Annotated in this window: 16 protein-coding genes and 1 pseudogene; 5 read left to right on the top strand and 12 right to left on the bottom strand. The window is 57.5% G+C overall.

Annotated elements, in window-relative coordinates; all coding sequences use genetic code 11:
* Positions 1-109: 109 nt before the first annotated feature.
* On the bottom strand, positions 110-328 hold the full coding sequence (locus GIR22_RS06690) for a bacterioferritin-associated ferredoxin (protein ID WP_003208706.1): 219 nt from the start codon (positions 326-328) through the stop codon (positions 110-112).
* Positions 329-568: 240 nt separating this feature from the next.
* Here GIR22_RS06690 and GIR22_RS06685 point away from each other — a divergent pair, with 240 nt between their 5' ends.
* On the top strand, positions 569-1,171 hold the full coding sequence (locus GIR22_RS06685) for a peroxiredoxin (RefSeq protein ID WP_003172097.1): 603 nt from the start codon (positions 569-571) through the stop codon (positions 1,169-1,171).
* Positions 1,172-1,236: 65 nt separating this feature from the next.
* Here GIR22_RS06685 and rnt read toward each other — a convergent pair whose 3' ends face one another.
* Together rnt and pyrC are read right to left on the bottom strand one after the other, a co-directional pair.
* A complete protein-coding gene (gene rnt, locus GIR22_RS06680; RefSeq protein ID WP_178122132.1) occupies positions 1,237-1,911 on the bottom strand; it encodes a ribonuclease T in 675 nt (224 codons plus the stop codon).
* Entirely contained in the window at positions 1,908-2,954 is a 1,047-nt protein-coding gene (pyrC, locus tag GIR22_RS06675) for a dihydroorotase (protein WP_154742554.1), read from the bottom strand. The genes rnt and pyrC overlap by 4 nt, the downstream gene beginning before the upstream one ends.
* A gap of 157 nt (positions 2,955-3,111) precedes the next feature.
* Between pyrC and GIR22_RS06670 the strand changes: the two genes are divergently transcribed.
* The 3 genes from GIR22_RS06670 (at position 3,112) to GIR22_RS06660 (ending at position 6,625) form a co-directional block, all read left to right on the top strand.
* A complete protein-coding gene (locus GIR22_RS06670) occupies positions 3,112-4,020 on the top strand; it encodes an OmpA family protein (protein WP_178122131.1) in 909 nt (302 codons plus the stop codon).
* A gap of 129 nt (positions 4,021-4,149) precedes the next feature.
* Positions 4,150-5,367, top strand: a complete 1,218-nt coding sequence (locus GIR22_RS06665; protein ID WP_154742552.1) for an argininosuccinate synthase — start codon at positions 4,150-4,152, stop codon at positions 5,365-5,367.
* 625 nt (positions 5,368-5,992) lie between these two features.
* Positions 5,993-6,625, top strand: coding sequence for a response regulator transcription factor (locus GIR22_RS06660; protein ID WP_154742551.1), 633 nt, complete (start codon positions 5,993-5,995; stop codon positions 6,623-6,625).
* A gap of 75 nt (positions 6,626-6,700) precedes the next feature.
* Here the strand turns inward: GIR22_RS06660 and GIR22_RS06655 are convergent, their stop codons facing one another.
* The 8 genes and pseudogenes from GIR22_RS06655 to metG all read right to left on the bottom strand — a co-directional run bounded on the left by GIR22_RS06655 (position 6,701) and on the right by metG (position 13,306).
* Entirely contained in the window at positions 6,701-6,886 is a 186-nt protein-coding gene (locus GIR22_RS06655; RefSeq protein WP_154742550.1) for a PA3496 family putative envelope integrity protein, read from the bottom strand.
* 107 nt (positions 6,887-6,993) lie between these two features.
* The gene (gene nth, locus GIR22_RS06650; RefSeq protein ID WP_154742549.1) at positions 6,994-7,632 is read right to left on the bottom strand and encodes an endonuclease III; all 639 of its coding nucleotides are present in this window, start codon (positions 7,630-7,632) and stop codon (positions 6,994-6,996) included.
* 25 nt (positions 7,633-7,657) lie between these two features.
* Positions 7,658-8,164, bottom strand: coding sequence for an Rnf-Nqr domain containing protein (locus tag GIR22_RS06645; RefSeq protein WP_178122130.1), 507 nt, complete (start codon positions 8,162-8,164; stop codon positions 7,658-7,660).
* Positions 8,157-8,768, bottom strand: a complete 612-nt coding sequence (locus GIR22_RS06640; RefSeq protein ID WP_154742547.1) for an RnfABCDGE type electron transport complex subunit G — start codon at positions 8,766-8,768, stop codon at positions 8,157-8,159. The genes GIR22_RS06645 and GIR22_RS06640 overlap by 8 nt, the downstream gene beginning before the upstream one ends.
* A complete protein-coding gene (locus tag GIR22_RS06635; protein WP_154742546.1) occupies positions 8,765-9,739 on the bottom strand; it encodes an RnfABCDGE type electron transport complex subunit D in 975 nt (324 codons plus the stop codon). Before GIR22_RS06635 ends, GIR22_RS06640 begins: the two co-directional genes overlap by 4 nt.
* Positions 9,735-10,559: pseudogene (gene rsxB, locus GIR22_RS06630) on the bottom strand (electron transport complex subunit RsxB); the annotation flags it as partial. The gene GIR22_RS06635 and the pseudogene rsxB, both read right to left, overlap by 5 nt.
* Positions 10,556-11,134, bottom strand: a complete 579-nt coding sequence (locus tag GIR22_RS06625; RefSeq protein ID WP_154742544.1) for an Rnf-Nqr domain containing protein — start codon at positions 11,132-11,134, stop codon at positions 10,556-10,558. The pseudogene rsxB and the gene GIR22_RS06625, both read right to left, overlap by 4 nt.
* 120 nt (positions 11,135-11,254) lie before the next feature.
* Positions 11,255-13,306: a methionine--tRNA ligase gene (gene metG / locus GIR22_RS06620; protein ID WP_154742543.1), complete on the bottom strand. Its 2,052-nt coding sequence runs from the start codon at positions 13,304-13,306 to the stop codon at positions 11,255-11,257.
* Positions 13,307-13,477: 171 nt separating this feature from the next.
* Here metG and apbC point away from each other — a divergent pair, with 171 nt between their 5' ends.
* Positions 13,478-14,572 (top strand): iron-sulfur cluster carrier protein ApbC, encoded by a 1,095-nt coding sequence (gene apbC / locus GIR22_RS06615; protein ID WP_154742542.1) that lies wholly within the window; start codon positions 13,478-13,480, stop codon positions 14,570-14,572.
* A 498-nt stretch (positions 14,573-15,070) separates the two neighbouring features.
* Here apbC and fdxA read toward each other — a convergent pair whose 3' ends face one another.
* On the bottom strand, positions 15,071-15,394 hold the full coding sequence (gene fdxA / locus GIR22_RS06610) for a ferredoxin FdxA (protein WP_154742541.1): 324 nt from the start codon (positions 15,392-15,394) through the stop codon (positions 15,071-15,073).
* Positions 15,395-15,500 lie beyond the last annotated feature (106 nt).

Raw genomic sequence — 15,500 nt, 5'->3', positions numbered from 1 at the left:
AAAATTAATCGGAATAAGAATGTTTGTGTTCCGCGTCTTGGTGCTAACTGGTTGAATTCAAGGCATAAAAAAACCGGACACTAAGTCCGGTTCTTTAAAACACGTTGTTTTAAGCGTGTGTAAATTCTGCCGAGTAGGGGATCGCGGCCTGGGCAGTCTGCAGCTGCGTCAGGGTTTCCCGTACCACTTGCTTGGCCAGGCAGGCACATTTGCCGCATTGGCTGGCAACGCCGGTGGTTTCACGCACTTCCTTGTAGCTGCAGCAACCTTCGTAGATTGCTTCGCGGATTTGTCCGTCGGTGACGCCAGTGCAGAGGCAGACATACATAAGGGAGAACCATCGCGGTTTAGGCTTAAGTGCGATGGATCTTAATGTTAACGAGAATGATTGTCAAAGTAGTTTCTCAAGTCTTTGCGCCCGAGTGGGCTGTGCGCTGACGAACGGTTTTTTCAGTGTATGATGGTCAGTCTTCACGAAGCGTGATCGCGTCACAGGCTTGTCGTTTATATAAGGCAGGCTTGAGGTCGGTCCTTTTACTTCAGTCACTACATCATCAGGAGATATCCAATGAGCGTACTCGTCGGCAAACAAGCCCCGGATTTCGACGTACCTGCCGTCCTCGGCAATGGCGAAATCGTAGACAGCTTCAAACTGTCTGAAGCCATCAAAGGCAAATATGGCCTGGTGTTCTTCTACCCGCTGGACTTCACCTTCGTCTGCCCATCGGAGCTGATCGCTCTGGATCACCGCATGGACGATTTCAAGGCGCGTAACGTAGAAGTGGTAGCGGTTTCCATCGACTCCCATTTCACCCACAACGCTTGGCGCAACACTGCCATCAATGATGGCGGCATCGGCAAAGTCAAATACACCATGGCTGCCGACATGAAGCACGACATCGCCAAGGCCTACGACGTTGAGTCCGAAGGCGGCGTGGCTTTCCGTGGCGCGTTCCTGATCGACGACAAGGGCGTTGTCCGCTCGCAGATCATCAACGACCTGCCGTTGGGCCGTAACATGGAAGAACTGATCCGCCTGGTCGACGCCCTGCAATTCCACGAAGAGCACGGCGAAGTTTGCCCTGCCAACTGGAAAAAAGGCGACAAAGGCATGAACGCTTCGCCAGAAGGCGTTGCGGCTTACCTGACCGAGAACGCTGGCAAGCTGTAAGCCAGTTTAGCGGCATAAAAAAACCGGCCTGAGAGGGCCGGTTTTTTTATGCGCGGGATTCAACCTCAGTCGTTGAAGTCTTCCCAGCCGCCCATCTGTTTCCAGCGGTTGACGATGCCGCAGAACAGGTCGGCGGTCTTCTCGGTGTCGTAGCGAGCCGAGTGGGCTTCACGACCGTCGAAGTCGATACCGGCAGCCTGGCAGGCTTTCGCCAGCACGGTTTGACCATAGGCCAAGCCAGCCAGGGTCGCGGTGTCGAAGCTGGAGAATGGGTGAAAGGGATTGCGTTTCATATCCAGGCGCGTCACGGCGGCGTTCAAAAAGCCGAGGTCGAAGCTACTGTTGTGACCTACCAGGATTGCGCGTTTACAACCGTTGGCCTTCAAGGCCTTGCGCACGCCACGGAAAATGTCGGTCAGTGCCGCTTCCTCGCTGACGGCCATGCGCAGCGGATGGTCGAGCTTGATCCCGGTGAACTCCAGGGCCGCCGCTTCGATGTTGGCGCCTTCGAATGGCTCGACGCGGAAGAAGTGGGTGTGTTCCGGGAACACAAAACCCTGTTCATCCATGCCGATGGTGGTAGCGGCAATTTCCAGCAAGGCATCGGTGGCACAGTTGAAACCGCCGGTTTCTACGTCAATGACCACGGGCAGGTAGCCACGAAAGCGTTCGGCCATCGGGTGGCGCGAACCGCCACCCCCATGACCTTCGTGTTCGTCGTCGAAATGGTCTTCACTCACAGGTGTTCCTCCAGCAGGCGCCAGCGCAGTGTTTCACCGGCGCGCAGCGGGATGACGGTCAGCTCGCCAAATGGCAGGGTGGCAGGGGCGGTCCAGTCTTCACGGACCAGGGTAATGTGCTCGGTATTCGCCGGCAGGCCGTAGAACCGTGGGCCATTGAGGCTGGCGAAACCCTCAAGCTTGTCCAGCGCATTGCGCTGTTCGAACGCCTCGGCGTACAACTCAATCGCTGCATAGGCGGTGTAGCAGCCGGCACAGCCGCACGCCGCTTCCTTGGCGTGCTGGGCGTGGGGCGCCGAGTCGGTGCCGAGGAAGAACTTCTCATTGCCACTGGTGGCGGCATCGAGCAAGGCAACCTGATGGGTGTTGCGCTTGAGGATCGGCAGGCAGTAGAAGTGCGGCCGAATCCCGCCCACCAGCATGTGGTTGCGGTTATACAGCAGGTGATGTGCAGTGATGGTCGCGCCGACGTTGGCCGAAGCTTCGGTGACGAACTGTACGGCATCGGCCGTGGTGATGTGCTCGAACACCACTTTGAGCGTAGGGAACAACTCGACCAGACGGCGCATGTGCTCGTCGATGAAGATCTTCTCGCGATCAAACACGTCGACATCGCCACGGGTGACTTCGCCATGGATCAGCAGCGGCATGCCAACTTCAGCCATGGCTTCTATCGCCGGCAGTATCTTGTCGATACTGGTCACGCCGGAGTCGGAGTTGGTGGTCGCGCCGGCCGGGTACAGCTTGGCGGCATGGACGAAACCGCAGGCCTTCGCCTCACGAATCTCTTCGGGCTGGGTACGGTCGGTCAGGTAAAGCACCATCAACGGTTCGAAGCGGCTGCCGGCGGGTCGTGCAGCGAGGATACGCTGGCGATAGGCATCGGCTTGCGCGGCGTTACGCACCGGAGGTACCAGGTTAGGCATGATGATGGCGCGGCCAAACGTACGCGCTACATCGGCCACGGTTTGGGGCAACGCTGCACCATCGCGAAGATGAATATGCCAGTCGTCGGGACGCAGCAGGGTCAGGCGGTCGGACATTGGGGATTCCAGGCGGGTAAATCTGGTGGGAATGCTACCGGAAAAGACTCTTGCAGGCACTCGCTATCAAGTTTTGCAGGAGGCGACCGATATCCCTGGGTATGCCTTAACGATGCATGACGCCTTGTTGTGTTGTAGCAAACCTGTGGAGCCTCCCGTGCGCCAGCATTATCTAGCCTTGCTCAGTGTGTTCGCCAGCCTGCCCGCGATGGCCCTCACGTTCCAGACGCGGCTGGAGAATATCGAGTGGAAGGTTGCGGGTGATAAGTTTGAGTGTCGCTTGACCCAACCGATCACCGATTTCGGTTCGGGTGAGTTCGTGCGCCAGGCCGGCGAGCAGGCGACGTTTCGTCTGAAAGCTTATAACGGCTCGCTGGGTGTTGGCTCGGCCACCTTGTTGGCGGCAGCCGCGCCGTGGCAGCCGGGCCGAGGTGACATCAACCTCGGCGCAGTGCAGGTCGGCAGTGGCGATGTGCTGTTCAACAGCTCCCAGGCCCAGGCCGGGCGTCTGTTCAATGGCTTGCTTGAGGGCCGCAGCCCGGTGGTGCGCCATTATGGCCGCGACGGCGGTTTCTCCGAGGTTCGCCTGCTGCCTGTGAAGTTCAATAAGGCATACAGCGACTATCAACAGTGCACGGCCAAACTGCTGCCGATGAATTTCGAGCAGATCAAACAGGCCGAAGTGGGCTTTTCTGGCGCGGGGATCGAGCTGGACGCCGCGGCCAAGAAGAAGCTGTCGGTCATGTTGGAGTTCATCAAGGCTGATCCGACAGTCAATCACATCCAGTTGGACGGTCACTCGGACAACAGCGGTAATCGCCTGACCAATCGCGACCTCTCGCGACGTCGTGGTTTGGCGGTGATGGACTTCCTCAAGGCCAACGGGATCCCCGAATCACAGATTACCCTGCGCTTTCACGGCGAACGCTACCCGTTGGTGCCCAACACCAGTTCGGCCAATCGGGCCAGGAACCGGCGGGTCAATATTCACCTGGAGCGGGTCCCCGCCCCCGAGAAGCCGGCGCCCCAGGCCGTTGCCCCGAATGACACCGCAGCCACGTCGTGAAGTGCGGGGATTCGTCGCCCGCTCGACATAATCTGTCGCTTTATCTTCATTTGCTGTCGCGCCTCTGTAAATTCACGGTTTTGATCGGTAGAATCGACGCCTTTCCGTACAACCCCGTGGAGTGATGGCATGGCCGACGTAAACAAGGTCGTTCTCGCGTATTCCGGCGGCCTGGACACTTCGGTGATCCTCAAGTGGCTGCAGGATACTTATAACTGTGAAGTGGTGACCTTCACCGCTGACCTGGGTCAGGGCGAAGAGGTCGAACCTGCACGCGCCAAGGCGCAAGCCATGGGCGTGAAAGAGATCTACATTGACGACCTGCGCGAAGAATTCGTCCGCGATTTCGTCTTCCCGATGTTTCGCGCCAACACCGTCTACGAAGGCGAGTACCTGCTGGGTACCTCCATCGCGCGTCCGTTGATCGCCAAGCGCCTGATCGAAATCGCCAACGAAACCGGCGCCGACGCCATTTCCCATGGTGCCACCGGCAAGGGCAACGACCAGGTGCGTTTCGAACTGGGCGCCTATGCGCTCAAGCCAGGCGTGAAAGTGATTGCCCCTTGGCGTGAATGGGACCTGCTGTCCCGTGAAAAGCTGATGGATTACGCTGAAAAACACGGAATCCAGATCGAACGTCACGGCAAGAAAAAGTCCCCTTACTCGATGGACGCCAACTTGCTGCACATCTCCTATGAAGGCGGCGTGCTGGAAGACACCTGGACCGAGCACGAAGAGGACATGTGGCGTTGGACCGTCTCCCCGGAGAACGCGCCTGATACCCCGCAGTATCTGGAATTGACCTACCGCAATGGCGACATCGTGGCGCTGGACGGCGTCGACATGACACCGGCCACTGTACTGGCGACCTTGAACCGTATCGGTGGCGAGCACGGTATCGGCCGTCTGGACATTGTCGAGAACCGTTATGTCGGCATGAAGTCCCGTGGCTGCTACGAAACCCCGGGCGGCACCATCATGCTGCGCGCTCACCGGGCCATCGAGTCCATTACCCTGGACCGTGAAGTCGCTCACCTCAAAGATGAACTGATGCCCAAGTACGCCAGCCTGATCTACACCGGCTATTGGTGGAGCCCGGAGCGCTTGATGTTGCAGCAGATGATCGATGCCTCCCAGGTTCACGTGAATGGCGTTGTGCGCTTGAAGCTCTACAAAGGCAACGTGATCGTCACCGGACGCAAGTCCGATGAGTCGCTATTCGATGCCAATATCGCCACCTTTGAAGACGATGGCGGCGCCTACAACCAAGAGGATGCTGCCGGCTTCATCAAGCTCAACGCATTGCGCATGCGTATTGCAGCTAACAAAGGCCGCAAGTTGTTCTGAGTGTTTAGTGGTAATGAAAAATGGCCCCTTGTTTAAGGGGCCATTTTTTTTGGGTTGAATTCTATTGGTGTTTTTAAATTGTAAGTGGCGCCGGTAAATTTAATCTTGGTTGAATGTGTCGAGGCGATAGTTGAGACAACTAAAAAGAATACCCCTGTTTGTAACATTGAATCATGTAATTTTCCTGCAGTGCATAGAGAATTATATTGCAGAAATTTCTTACAGTAAGGTGCTGTCAATGAGGCGCTTATTGAATTTTCTGTCAGATATCTTCTATGTAAGAAAATGCTGATGCTGGAACTTTTTTAAGCAGGGTTCCTTGTCTATTCGTCGGACCGATCACGGTATACAAGGGGTATTTCCTGAAGCCTATGTACGGGCTGTTTACGTTTGACCCTTGATCCGAGGACTTTTCACTCAGAATGTGCTTGCTCCCGGAAAATTCTGAAAGTCTCAATAAAGCCCACCACATTTTTAAGGGTGTTTTTTTGTAGGTTAAATCCCATCTCTTTGTGGGTTGGGTCTCTGCTTACTGTTGCTTGGGGGGGAGTGCTATGCCAAGGAGGAAACGACTAGGCTATTGTGCTTACTCTAAATAATTCGAACAGCGAAATTGGACTTGCCCATGAATAAAGTGCTGATCGTGGATGATCATCCCGTCATTCGCCTTGCTGTGCGTATGCTAATGGAACGTCATGGTTATGAGGTCGTTGCCGAGACTGATAACGGTGTCGACGCATTGCAACTTGCGCGGGAGCATATGCCGGATATTGTCATACTGGATATTGGAATACCCAAGCTCGATGGTCTGGAAGTTATTTGTCGACTGTCGTCTACCAAGCAACCGCAACCCTTCAAGGTGCTGGTATTGACATCCCAGGCTCCAGGGCATTTTTCCATGCGGTGCATGCAGGCGGGGGCCGCTGGCTATGTGTGCAAGCAGCAGGACCTGACAGAACTGTTGAGTGCGATAAAGGCGGTACTGTCCGGTTACAGCTATTTCCCGAACCAGGCACTGAACTCAGTGCGTTCTACCCTGGGTAACGCCAGTGAGGCGGACATGGTCGAGCGTCTTTCAGGTCGAGAGATGATGGTGTTGCAACAACTGGCCCGGGGTAAAACCAATAAGGAGATCGCCGATGGGATGTTCCTGAGCAACAAAACCGTGAGCACCTACAAGACGCGCCTGCTGCTCAAGCTCAATGCGCGTTCCTTGGTAGACCTGATCGAACTGGCTCAGCGTAACGGCCTGGTATAAGGGAAGCACTGCCAACCTTGGACGTATAAACAGAAAAGCCTCCTTAAGGGAGGCTTCTGATCACTATCGGTTCGATTAGAGGTCAAAATCGTAATCGGCCAACTGTTTTTGCAAGCGTCGCTCTTCCAGAAGGTTGTCGATGGTGCGACGTTTGCTCAAATTGGTCTTGGCCACTTCCGCAGGTGCTTCGGCTGTGTCGTCGTCGGACTCTGCACCAACAAGCTCGTCTTCTACATCCAATTGTTCTTTGCCAGTGCTCATAAGGTTAACTCCAGGCTAAGACTGCCGTTGGCGCTCCTTATAACGATAATCGTCATGCGGGTAAAAAAGATTTTTTCAATCGACTGACCAAGAAAGGCAATAGCGGCTCAATCGTCGCCAGTCTTGTCCTTGTATTCGCACAGGTCTTCGATGCGGCAGCTTCCGCAGCGGGGCTTACGAGCCTGGCAGACGTAACGGCCATGAAGGATCAACCAGTGATGTGAATCAAGCAGATAGGGCTTGGGAACAAACTTCATCAGTTGCTTTTCAACCTCCACCACATTTTTCCCAGGGGCAATACCGGTTCGATTGCTTACCCGGAAGATATGCGTGTCCACGGCCATGGTCAGTTGCCGGAACGCAGTATTGAGCACGACGTTGGCTGTTTTTCTCCCGACACCGGGAAGGGCTTCGAGCGCTTCACGTGTTTGCGGGACTTCGCCGCCGTGCCGCTCCACCAGCAAGCGACAGGTCTCAATGACGTTTTTCGCCTTGCTGTTATACAGGCCAATGGTCTTGATGTACCCGGACAGACCCTCAATCCCCAGGGCGTATATGCTCTGGGGGGTGTTGGCTACGGGATACAGTTTGGCGGTGGCTTTGTTGACACCGACGTCTGTGGACTGGGCCGAGAGGATCACGGCGACCAGCAACTCGAACGGCGAGGAGTAAGCCAGTTCGGTCTTTGGTTCCGGGTTGTCTTCGTGAAGCCGGCGGAAAATTTCCAGGCGTTTGGCGGCGTTCATGGGGCGAGCGGTTCCTTGCAGGCGGTCAATGTGGTTTTGAAAAGTGAGCCCAGGCCTGTTGCCCGGCGAGCAGCAGCCCCAGCAGGATAAACCCGCCCGGTGCGAGTGTGGCGAGGGTGCCGTTGCCGATCAACGTCCGCAACAGGGCCAGCGTCATCAGCAGCGCGCCGAACAGCCCAAACAGTTGTAATCGCGCCTTGCCTTGACCTGCCTTGAACAGTCCATGGTGTTCCAGCAGTACGCATTGAACGCTGATCAGCGCCAAGTAAAGGCCCAGCTCCTGATAGAGGGGTAGGGCAAAGGCCTGCAAAACCAATTGTGTACAACTGACCAGCGTGGCGGCCAACAGCAGGCTGGCAACTAGCCGCAGTTGCCCTGCGACGGTATTTCTCAGGCTGAACATGCCCACGCCGTAGATCGTTACGATCACTGCCGACAGCCCCCAGAAACTCAGGGCCTTGGGCAGCGTGTCGCTGATGCCAACCAGTGGCGCGAGCATCAATGAGCTGGCCAGGGCGAAGGATTTAGTCACGGGGCGGGGGCTCCAGGATCGACTGTCGGGCATCATCAACATAGCGCAAGGCGTCGTGAACGGCGTTGAGCACGGCGCGGGAGGTGACAGTGGCTCCGGCGATTTGATCGAATTGGCCATGATCTTTCTTCAAGGCCCAGGCCGAGTCTTGTGGATCGTTGCGTGAGTGCCCCTTGAATGCTGCGATCCAGGCATCGTTGTTCTCGGCGATACGCCCGCCCAGGCTCGGAGTCTCCGACTGCTTCAAGGTTTTCACCCCCAGCAGTTTTCCGTTGCTGGAGACTGCAATCAGCAACTGGATCGTGCCGCCGTAGCCACTGGTTTGCGAGCGCAGGAGTACGGCGCTGGGTTGACCTGCCAAGGTGGCAAGGTAGCCTCCTTGCACTTGGCTGTTTTCCAGTGTTTGTGCAGTTATCGCCAAGGGTTGTTCCAGAGGCTGATTGTCGTAACTGTCGACTGGCAGGATGTCCAGCCAGGCGCGGCGCTGTAGATCCTGATGCTGCGCTGCGGCGCGGTTGGCGGTCAACTGCTGGACGCCCACCGTGAGGGCAACGCCGGCCGCGAAAATCAGCACCACTGTCAGCAGGCCTTGGGCACGCTTCATGAGTTCACCGCGGGCTGTTTTGGCGTTGCCCAGCGTTCCAGTGCCGGCACCGCCAGGTTCATCAGCAGTACCGCAAATGCCACGCCATCCGGATAACCGCCCCAAGTCCGTATCAAGTAAGTCAGCAAGCCCACCCCAGCACCAAAGAACAAACGTGCCCGCGGGCTTTTGGCACCGGAAACCGGTTCGGTGACGATAAAAAAGGCCCCGAGCATGCTGGCTCCGGTGAACCAGTGAAACAGCGGCGAACCATGGGAGTCCGACCCCGACCCGTTCCAGCACAACAGGCTGATGACGAACAAACTGCCGAGCATGCCCACAGGCGCGTGCCAACTGAACACTCGTTGCTGTAGCAGAAACACCCCGCCGGCCAGAAACGCCAGGTTGACCCATTCACTGCCCCTGCCGGCGATATGGCCGAAGGCCGGACTGGCGGCAAATAGCTCGTCGATGGTCAGGCTCCGATTGATATGCAGGACATCCAGGGCAGTTGCCCCGGCCCACGCGTCTGGCGTATTACTGTGCAGGCCGAATACCTGTTGCAGTCCCGCCAGCAAGTCCATGCCGTGGGGCGCGGGCCAATGGGTCATGGGTTGTGGAAAGGCCACCAGCATTAGTGCGTAACCCACCATGGCCGGGTTGAAAGGGTTTTGTTTGCCACCGTACAGGTGCTTGCCTAACAGCAGTGCACTGGTTACAGCCCCAAGGCATATCCACCATGGGCAATAAGGCGGCAGCGCCACGGCCAACAGCGTGGCGGTGACCATCGAGCTCATATCGCGGGCGTTCGGATGTCCGCGCAGCCGATAAACGCCGGCTTCCATCAGCAGGGCGTAACTGCACGCCAGAAACAGATTGATCAATACGCCCCAGCCGTAGAGCCAGAACATCGCCACTAACCCAGGTACTGCTGCGATCAACACCCGTTTCATCGCCTGTTGCTGATGATCGACGGTGTCAGGCGCTGACATGGGCATCCACCAGGCGCTGCGCTTCATTCAATGCCTGTTCCGCTGCTTCGAACTGCTGCTGCAGGATGATTAATTGCGACTGCTGCTCGAAGGTCGGCGGATGCCCGAAAGCCTTCAAGGATTTGTGGAGTTGGGCACGACTCATGGCGAGCTCAATCTTGGCCTTTTTTGCCGCGGTGTTCATGGCGGCAGCTTTTTGCGCGAGAACCCGTTCAATGGCCGCCTGGACTGGATCGGTTGTCACCGCCTCCACAGGCGCTGGGGATTTCGCACGAGCCAGGCGTTCGGTCAGTTTCTGTTCTTTCTCGCGCTGCAGGCGCGCATTGCGCTGCTCGAAGCGGTGCCGGGCGCGGTCGCGCTTGAGGCTACGGGCTTGTCGCTGCCCATCGTTGGCTGCCAATCCCCCGACAATCGGTAAAACGTTCGTCAGCGGATGCATCTCGATGCAATCAACGGGGCAGGGGGCGACACACAGGTCGCAACCGGTGCACTCGTCGATAATGACGGTGTGCATCAGCTTGGCCGCGCCGACGATGGCGTCCACCGGACAAGCCTGGATGCACTTGGTGCAGCCTATGCACTCGGCTTCACGAATAAAGGCGATCTGTGCGGGCGCCTCGCCACGGGTTAAGTCCAGCTTCAGTTCTGGCAGGTTCAACAACTGCGCCAGCCCGGCGATGGTTTCCCGTCCGCCCGGCGGGCATTTGTTGATGGCCTCACCCTTGGCAATGCCTTCGGCGTAGGGCTTGCAGCCAGGATGTCCGCATTTGCCGCACTGGGTTTGTGGCAGCAGTGCGTCGATACGTTGAATCAGGCTCATGGTTTGATCATTGTGTTGAAACCCAGAAAGGCCAAGGCCATCAGACCGAGACTGATCAGCTCGACCGGCAAGCCTCGAAAGGGCAGTGCAATATCGTTGTCGGCGATGCGTTGGCGCAGGTCAGTGAGCAGGCTCAAGACCAACCAGAATCCCAAGCCTGTGCCCAGGCTCAGGGTCGCCATGTGGGCCAGGCCCTTGCCATCCTGTGTGCCCAACAGCACCACGCTCAACACGCCGGCATTACCCAGCAATAACGGCCACAAGCCCTCGAACGACAGTTTGGGCAACTGGCGAGACAACACCCACAGCAGCGGCTGGATCAGCAACACGGTCACTGGCAGAAAGATAAACAGGCGCAGGGATGTCAGCGCCAGCGGCTGCAAAAGGAAGTGATACAGCAGATAGCCCGCAACACCGCTCAGCACCATCAGCAAGGTGGTGGCGATACCCAGGGCATGCACCTGCCGGCGTAGGGTTGGAGAAGATGCAACCATCGAGTCGGCAGCCAGGGGCATCTGCAACACGATGTTGCTGATCAAGGCGGTGCTGACAAGGGTGAGAAGCATATCGGTCATGGTCGTGCCGGTTAAGCGAACAGGACCTGATTATCCGGCAAGCGAGGAGAGAGCACTAGCCCAGTAGCCTGCGCCCCGCGAGGCTGCTGAGCAGCCCAACGGAGCGGTATGGCGAGGCGCTTACTTGATGCGTTGCCCTGGCTTGGCGCCGCTGTCCGGGCTCAACAGGTAGATTTCTGCACCCCCGGGACCGGCTGCCATCACCATGCCTTCGGATATGCCGAAACGCATCTTCCGTGGCTTGAGGTTGGCAATCATCATGGTCAGGCGACCTTCCAGCTTGGCCGGGTCCGGGTAGGCACTCTTGATCCCCGAGAACACGTTGCGTTGCTCGTCACCGATATCCAGGGTCAGGCGCAGCAGCTTGTCGGCGCCTTCTACGGCTTCAGCCTTGAGGATCAGCGCAACTCGCAGGTCCACTGCAGCAAACGCATCGAAGTCGATTTCCGGGGACAGCGGGTCTTTCGCCAGTTCACCATTACCCGCAGGTGCAGCTTCGCCGGTGTCAGTCTTGCTGGCTTCGAGGTCTTCTTTCGACGCGTCGCTCATGGCCTGGACTTTTACCGGGTCGATGCGGGTCATCAGCGGCTTGAATTCATTGAGCTGATGGTTGCCGAGCAAGGTGGCGTGATCGTTCCAGGTCAGCGGTGCGACGTTGAGGAACGCCTCGGCATCAGCGGCCAGCAACGGCAGCACCGGCTTGAGAAAGATCACCAGTTGACGGAACAGGTTGACGCCGGTGGCGCAGATCGCCTGGACTTCAGCCTGCTTGCCTTCCTGTTTGTTCAGCGACCACGGCGCCTTGTCGGCGATCCAGGCGTTGGCGCGGTCGGCCAGGCCCATGATCTCGCGCATGGCGCGGGCAAAGTCACGGGCCTCGTAGGCATCGGCGATGCTTGGCGCTGCGGCCAGGAACGCATCGGTCAGTTCTGGCGCGGCGTTCTCGGCCACCAGTACACCGGCGTTGCCCTTGTGGATAAAACCAGCGCAACGGCTGGCGATGTTGACCACCTTGCCCACCAGGTCCGAGTTGACCTTTTGCACGAAGTCTTCCAGGTTCAGGTCCAGGTCGTCGACGCCACGGCCCAGCTTGGAGGCGTAGTAGTAACGCAGGTATTCCGGCGACAGGTGGTCCAGGTAGGTGCGCGCCTTGATAAAGGTGCCACGGGACTTGGACATCTTCTGGCCGTTGACCGTCAGGTAGCCGTGCACGGCGATGCCGGTCGGTTTGCGGTAGCCCGAACCTTCGAGCATTGCCGGCCAGAACAGGGCGTGGAAGTTGACGATGTCCTTGCCGATGAAGTGATACAGCTCGGCGCTGGAGTCCTTGGCCCAGAACGCGTCGAAGTCCAACTCCGGCGTGCGGTCGCAAAGGTTCTTGAAGCTGGCCATGTAGCCGATCGGCGCGTCCAGCCAGACGTAGAAGTACTTGCCTGGCTCATCGGGAATCTCGAAACCGAAATACGGCGCATCGCGGGAGATATCCCACTGTTGCAGGCCGGCATCCAGCCATTCGGCGATCTTGTTCGCCACGGCATCTTGCAGGGTGCCGCTGCGGGTCCAGGTTTGCAGCATTTCCTGGAAGTCTGGCAGTTTGAAGAAGAAGTGCTGGGAATCCTTGAGTACCGGGGTGGCGCCGGAGATCGCCGACTTTGGATCCTTCAGGTCGGTGGGCGCGTAGGTGGCGCCGCATTTCTCGCAGTTGTCGCCGTACTGGTCTTCGGTGCCGCATTTCGGGCAGGTGCCCTTGATGAACCGATCGGCCAGGAACATTTTCTTTTCCGGGTCGAAATACTGGGTGATCGAACGCGTGGCGATGTGCCCGGCGTCTCGCAGCTTCAGGTAGATCTGGCTCGACAATTCACGGTTTTCTTCGGAATGGGTCGAGTGGAAGTTGTCGAAATCCACCAGGAACTCGGCAAAGTCGGCGCTGTGTTCAGCCTGCACGTTGGCGATCAGTTGTTCCGGGGTGATGCCTTCCTTTTCGGCGCGCAACATGATGGCCGAACCGTGGGCGTCGTCTGCGCAGACATAAATGCATTGGTTGCCGCGATGCTTCTGGAAGCGCACCCACATATCGGTCTGGATGTACTCAAGCATATGGCCAAGGTGGATTGAACCATTGGCATAGGGCAGGGCGCTGGTGACGAGGATCTTGCGTGGCTCGGACATGGGGCTCGGCTACTTGATGAAACGGAGGTCGGCCACTATAAAGCGCCGCGAAATTTATTTCACCCCGTGGCGTTGTTTCAGGGTTTTCCATCGTTGCGAAAGCATGCCCCTCGGCCGCGGGAACGGTTAGGATAGCCACCTGTTTTAGTCTGTCTTTTCCGGGAGTAGCCCATGAGCGCCGTCAATCGCGCAGCGGTGGAAGCCGTCCTTCGCCAATATACCGACCCTTATCTTAACCAGGACCCGGTCAGCGCCGGCTGTGTCCGGGCCATCGACGTCCAGGGCGATCAGGTAGTGGTCCAGCTCGAATTGGGCTACGCCGCGGGCCTGTTCAAGAGTGGCTGGGCGCAAATGCTGCAAATGGCGATTGAAGGCCTGGAGGGTGTCAAGTCTGCCAAGGTGGATATTCAATGCGTCATTGCCCCGCACAAGGCCCAAGCGCAGATTCCAGGCCTGGCCAACGTCAAGAACGTGGTGGCCGTGGCTTCCGGCAAAGGTGGCGTGGGCAAGTCCACGACGGCCGCCAACCTGGCCCTGGCCCTGGCCCGTGAAGGCGCGCGGGTAGGCATTCTCGACGCAGATATCTATGGCCCCAGTCAAGGCGTGATGTTCGGCATCGCCGAAGGCACCCGGCCGAAGATCAAGGACCAGAAGTGGTTCGTGCCCATCGAGTCTCACGGCGTGGAAGTGATGTCCATGGCCTTCCTGACCGACGACAACACGCCGATGGTCTGGCGCGGGCCGATGGTTTCCGGGGCTCTGCTGCAACTGGTCACGCAGACCGATTGGGGCAACCTGGATTATCTGGTGATCGACATGCCGCCGGGCACCGGTGATATCCAACTGACCCTGGCGCAAAAGGTACCGGTAGCGGGTTCGGTCATCGTCACCACGCCACAAGACCTGGCGCTGCTGGATGCCCGTAAAGGCGTGGAGATGTTCCGCAAGGTCAACATCCCGGTGCTGGGCGTCGTGGAAAACATGGCAGTACACATCTGTTCCAACTGTGGGCATGCCGAACACCTGTTCGGCGAAGGTGGTGGTGAGAAGTTGGCCACGCAATATGGCGTCGAGTTGCTGGCGTCGTTGCCGCTCTCGATGGGGATTCGCGAGCAAGCGGATGGCGGAAGGCCGACGGTGGTCGCCGAGCCCGACAGCCAGATCGCGATGGTCTACCAGGAATTGGCTCGTCACGTGGGTGCGCGAATTGTCCTGCAGGAAGCCGGGGCCCAGGCAATGCCGACCATTACTGTCAGCGACGACTGATCCACTTGAAAGCCAAAAAGCCTCGACGCTGTCGGGGCTTTTTGTTGTCGCTCGTAAGGCCTGTGAGGGGGGAATGACTCTATTACGTGGTGGCTGGTGTAAGCATTCACTTACTTTTTCGTAAGTGTTTGGTTCTTTTACTCGGTCAAGACGTCTCGAATGGTTGGGTTGTTTTTATAACTAATTGAAAAATAACAATTATTTTTTATTGTTCAGCATGGCAGGCTTGCAGTGCTTGCGATGGGTTCCCATTGAACTTAATCGGGAAGTCTCTACTATCAGCCCTGTGTCCACGGATTGACACAGTCATCAAGGATCGATGACTCAGGGAACGTCGCAGGATGCGATTCATCAGGATGATGAAAAGGAACACAGGGACTAGGGAAAAAATGTGGGCGGGTCAAACCGCCCCTTTTTTTATGCCTGCAGAAAAGTAAAAAGCCAGTGCCAGAAATGCAAAAAGGCCCGCAAGGGGCCTTTTGAAGAGCGACGACGCTATCAGCGCTCGAGGTCTGCAATCTTGCCTTTTTTGCCATCCCACTCTGCCGCATCCGGCATCGGGTCTTTGCGCTCAGTGATATTCGGCCAGACTTCCGCCAGGTCGACGTTCAACTGAATAAACTCCTGCATCTCTGCCGGGACTTCGTCCTCGGAAAAAATCGCGACGGCCGGGCATTCTGGCTCGCACAGCGCGCAGTCAATGCACTCATCCGGGTGGATCACCAGGAAGTTCGGGCCTTCGTAAAAGCAGTCCACCGGACAGACTTCTACGCAGTCGGTGTACTTGCACTTGATGCAGTTGTCGGTGACGACGAAGGTCATTTCTAATTTTCTCCTCAGGCGGCGGCAGCGAAACCCCGTGTGGTGGGGCTCGCGAGGTTCGGGAGCGATAGTCTACGGGCCAGGCTAAAAGCCAGCAGCATCCCAA

Origin of the sequence: Pseudomonas karstica (assembly GCF_009707515.1) — a bacterium.
Classification (GTDB): Bacteria; Pseudomonadota; Gammaproteobacteria; order Pseudomonadales; family Pseudomonadaceae; genus Aquipseudomonas; species Aquipseudomonas karstica.
This window is presented reverse-complemented; position numbering and strand designations above follow the sequence as displayed.

What these genes read in the sequence shown, in the direction of transcription:
- fdxA (WP_154742541.1), bottom strand. Translation starts at nt 15,394, where the DNA reads ATGACCTTCGTCGTCACCGACAACTGCATCAAGTGCAAGTACACCGAC.
- GIR22_RS06685 (WP_003172097.1), top strand. Translation starts at nt 569, where the DNA reads ATGAGCGTACTCGTCGGCAAACAAGCCCCGGATTTCGACGTACCTGCC.
- GIR22_RS06655 (WP_154742550.1), bottom strand. Translation starts at nt 6,886, where the DNA reads ATGAGCACTGGCAAAGAACAATTGGATGTAGAAGACGAGCTTGTTGGT.
- GIR22_RS06625 (WP_154742544.1), bottom strand. Translation starts at nt 11,134, where the DNA reads ATGACCGATATGCTTCTCACCCTTGTCAGCACCGCCTTGATCAGCAAC.
- GIR22_RS06640 (WP_154742547.1), bottom strand. Translation starts at nt 8,768, where the DNA reads ATGAAGCGTGCCCAAGGCCTGCTGACAGTGGTGCTGATTTTCGCGGCC.
- apbC (WP_154742542.1), top strand. Translation starts at nt 13,478, where the DNA reads ATGAGCGCCGTCAATCGCGCAGCGGTGGAAGCCGTCCTTCGCCAATAT.
- pyrC (WP_154742554.1), bottom strand. Translation starts at nt 2,954, where the DNA reads ATGTCCGACCGCCTGACCCTGCTGCGTCCCGACGACTGGCATATTCAT.
- GIR22_RS06660 (WP_154742551.1), top strand. Translation starts at nt 5,993, where the DNA reads ATGAATAAAGTGCTGATCGTGGATGATCATCCCGTCATTCGCCTTGCT.
- nth (WP_154742549.1), bottom strand. Translation starts at nt 7,632, where the DNA reads ATGAACGCCGCCAAACGCCTGGAAATTTTCCGCCGGCTTCACGAAGAC.
- GIR22_RS06635 (WP_154742546.1), bottom strand. Translation starts at nt 9,739, where the DNA reads ATGTCAGCGCCTGACACCGTCGATCATCAGCAACAGGCGATGAAACGG.
- GIR22_RS06690 (WP_003208706.1), bottom strand. Translation starts at nt 328, where the DNA reads ATGTATGTCTGCCTCTGCACTGGCGTCACCGACGGACAAATCCGCGAA.
- metG (WP_154742543.1), bottom strand. Translation starts at nt 13,306, where the DNA reads ATGTCCGAGCCACGCAAGATCCTCGTCACCAGCGCCCTGCCCTATGCC.
- GIR22_RS06665 (WP_154742552.1), top strand. Translation starts at nt 4,150, where the DNA reads ATGGCCGACGTAAACAAGGTCGTTCTCGCGTATTCCGGCGGCCTGGAC.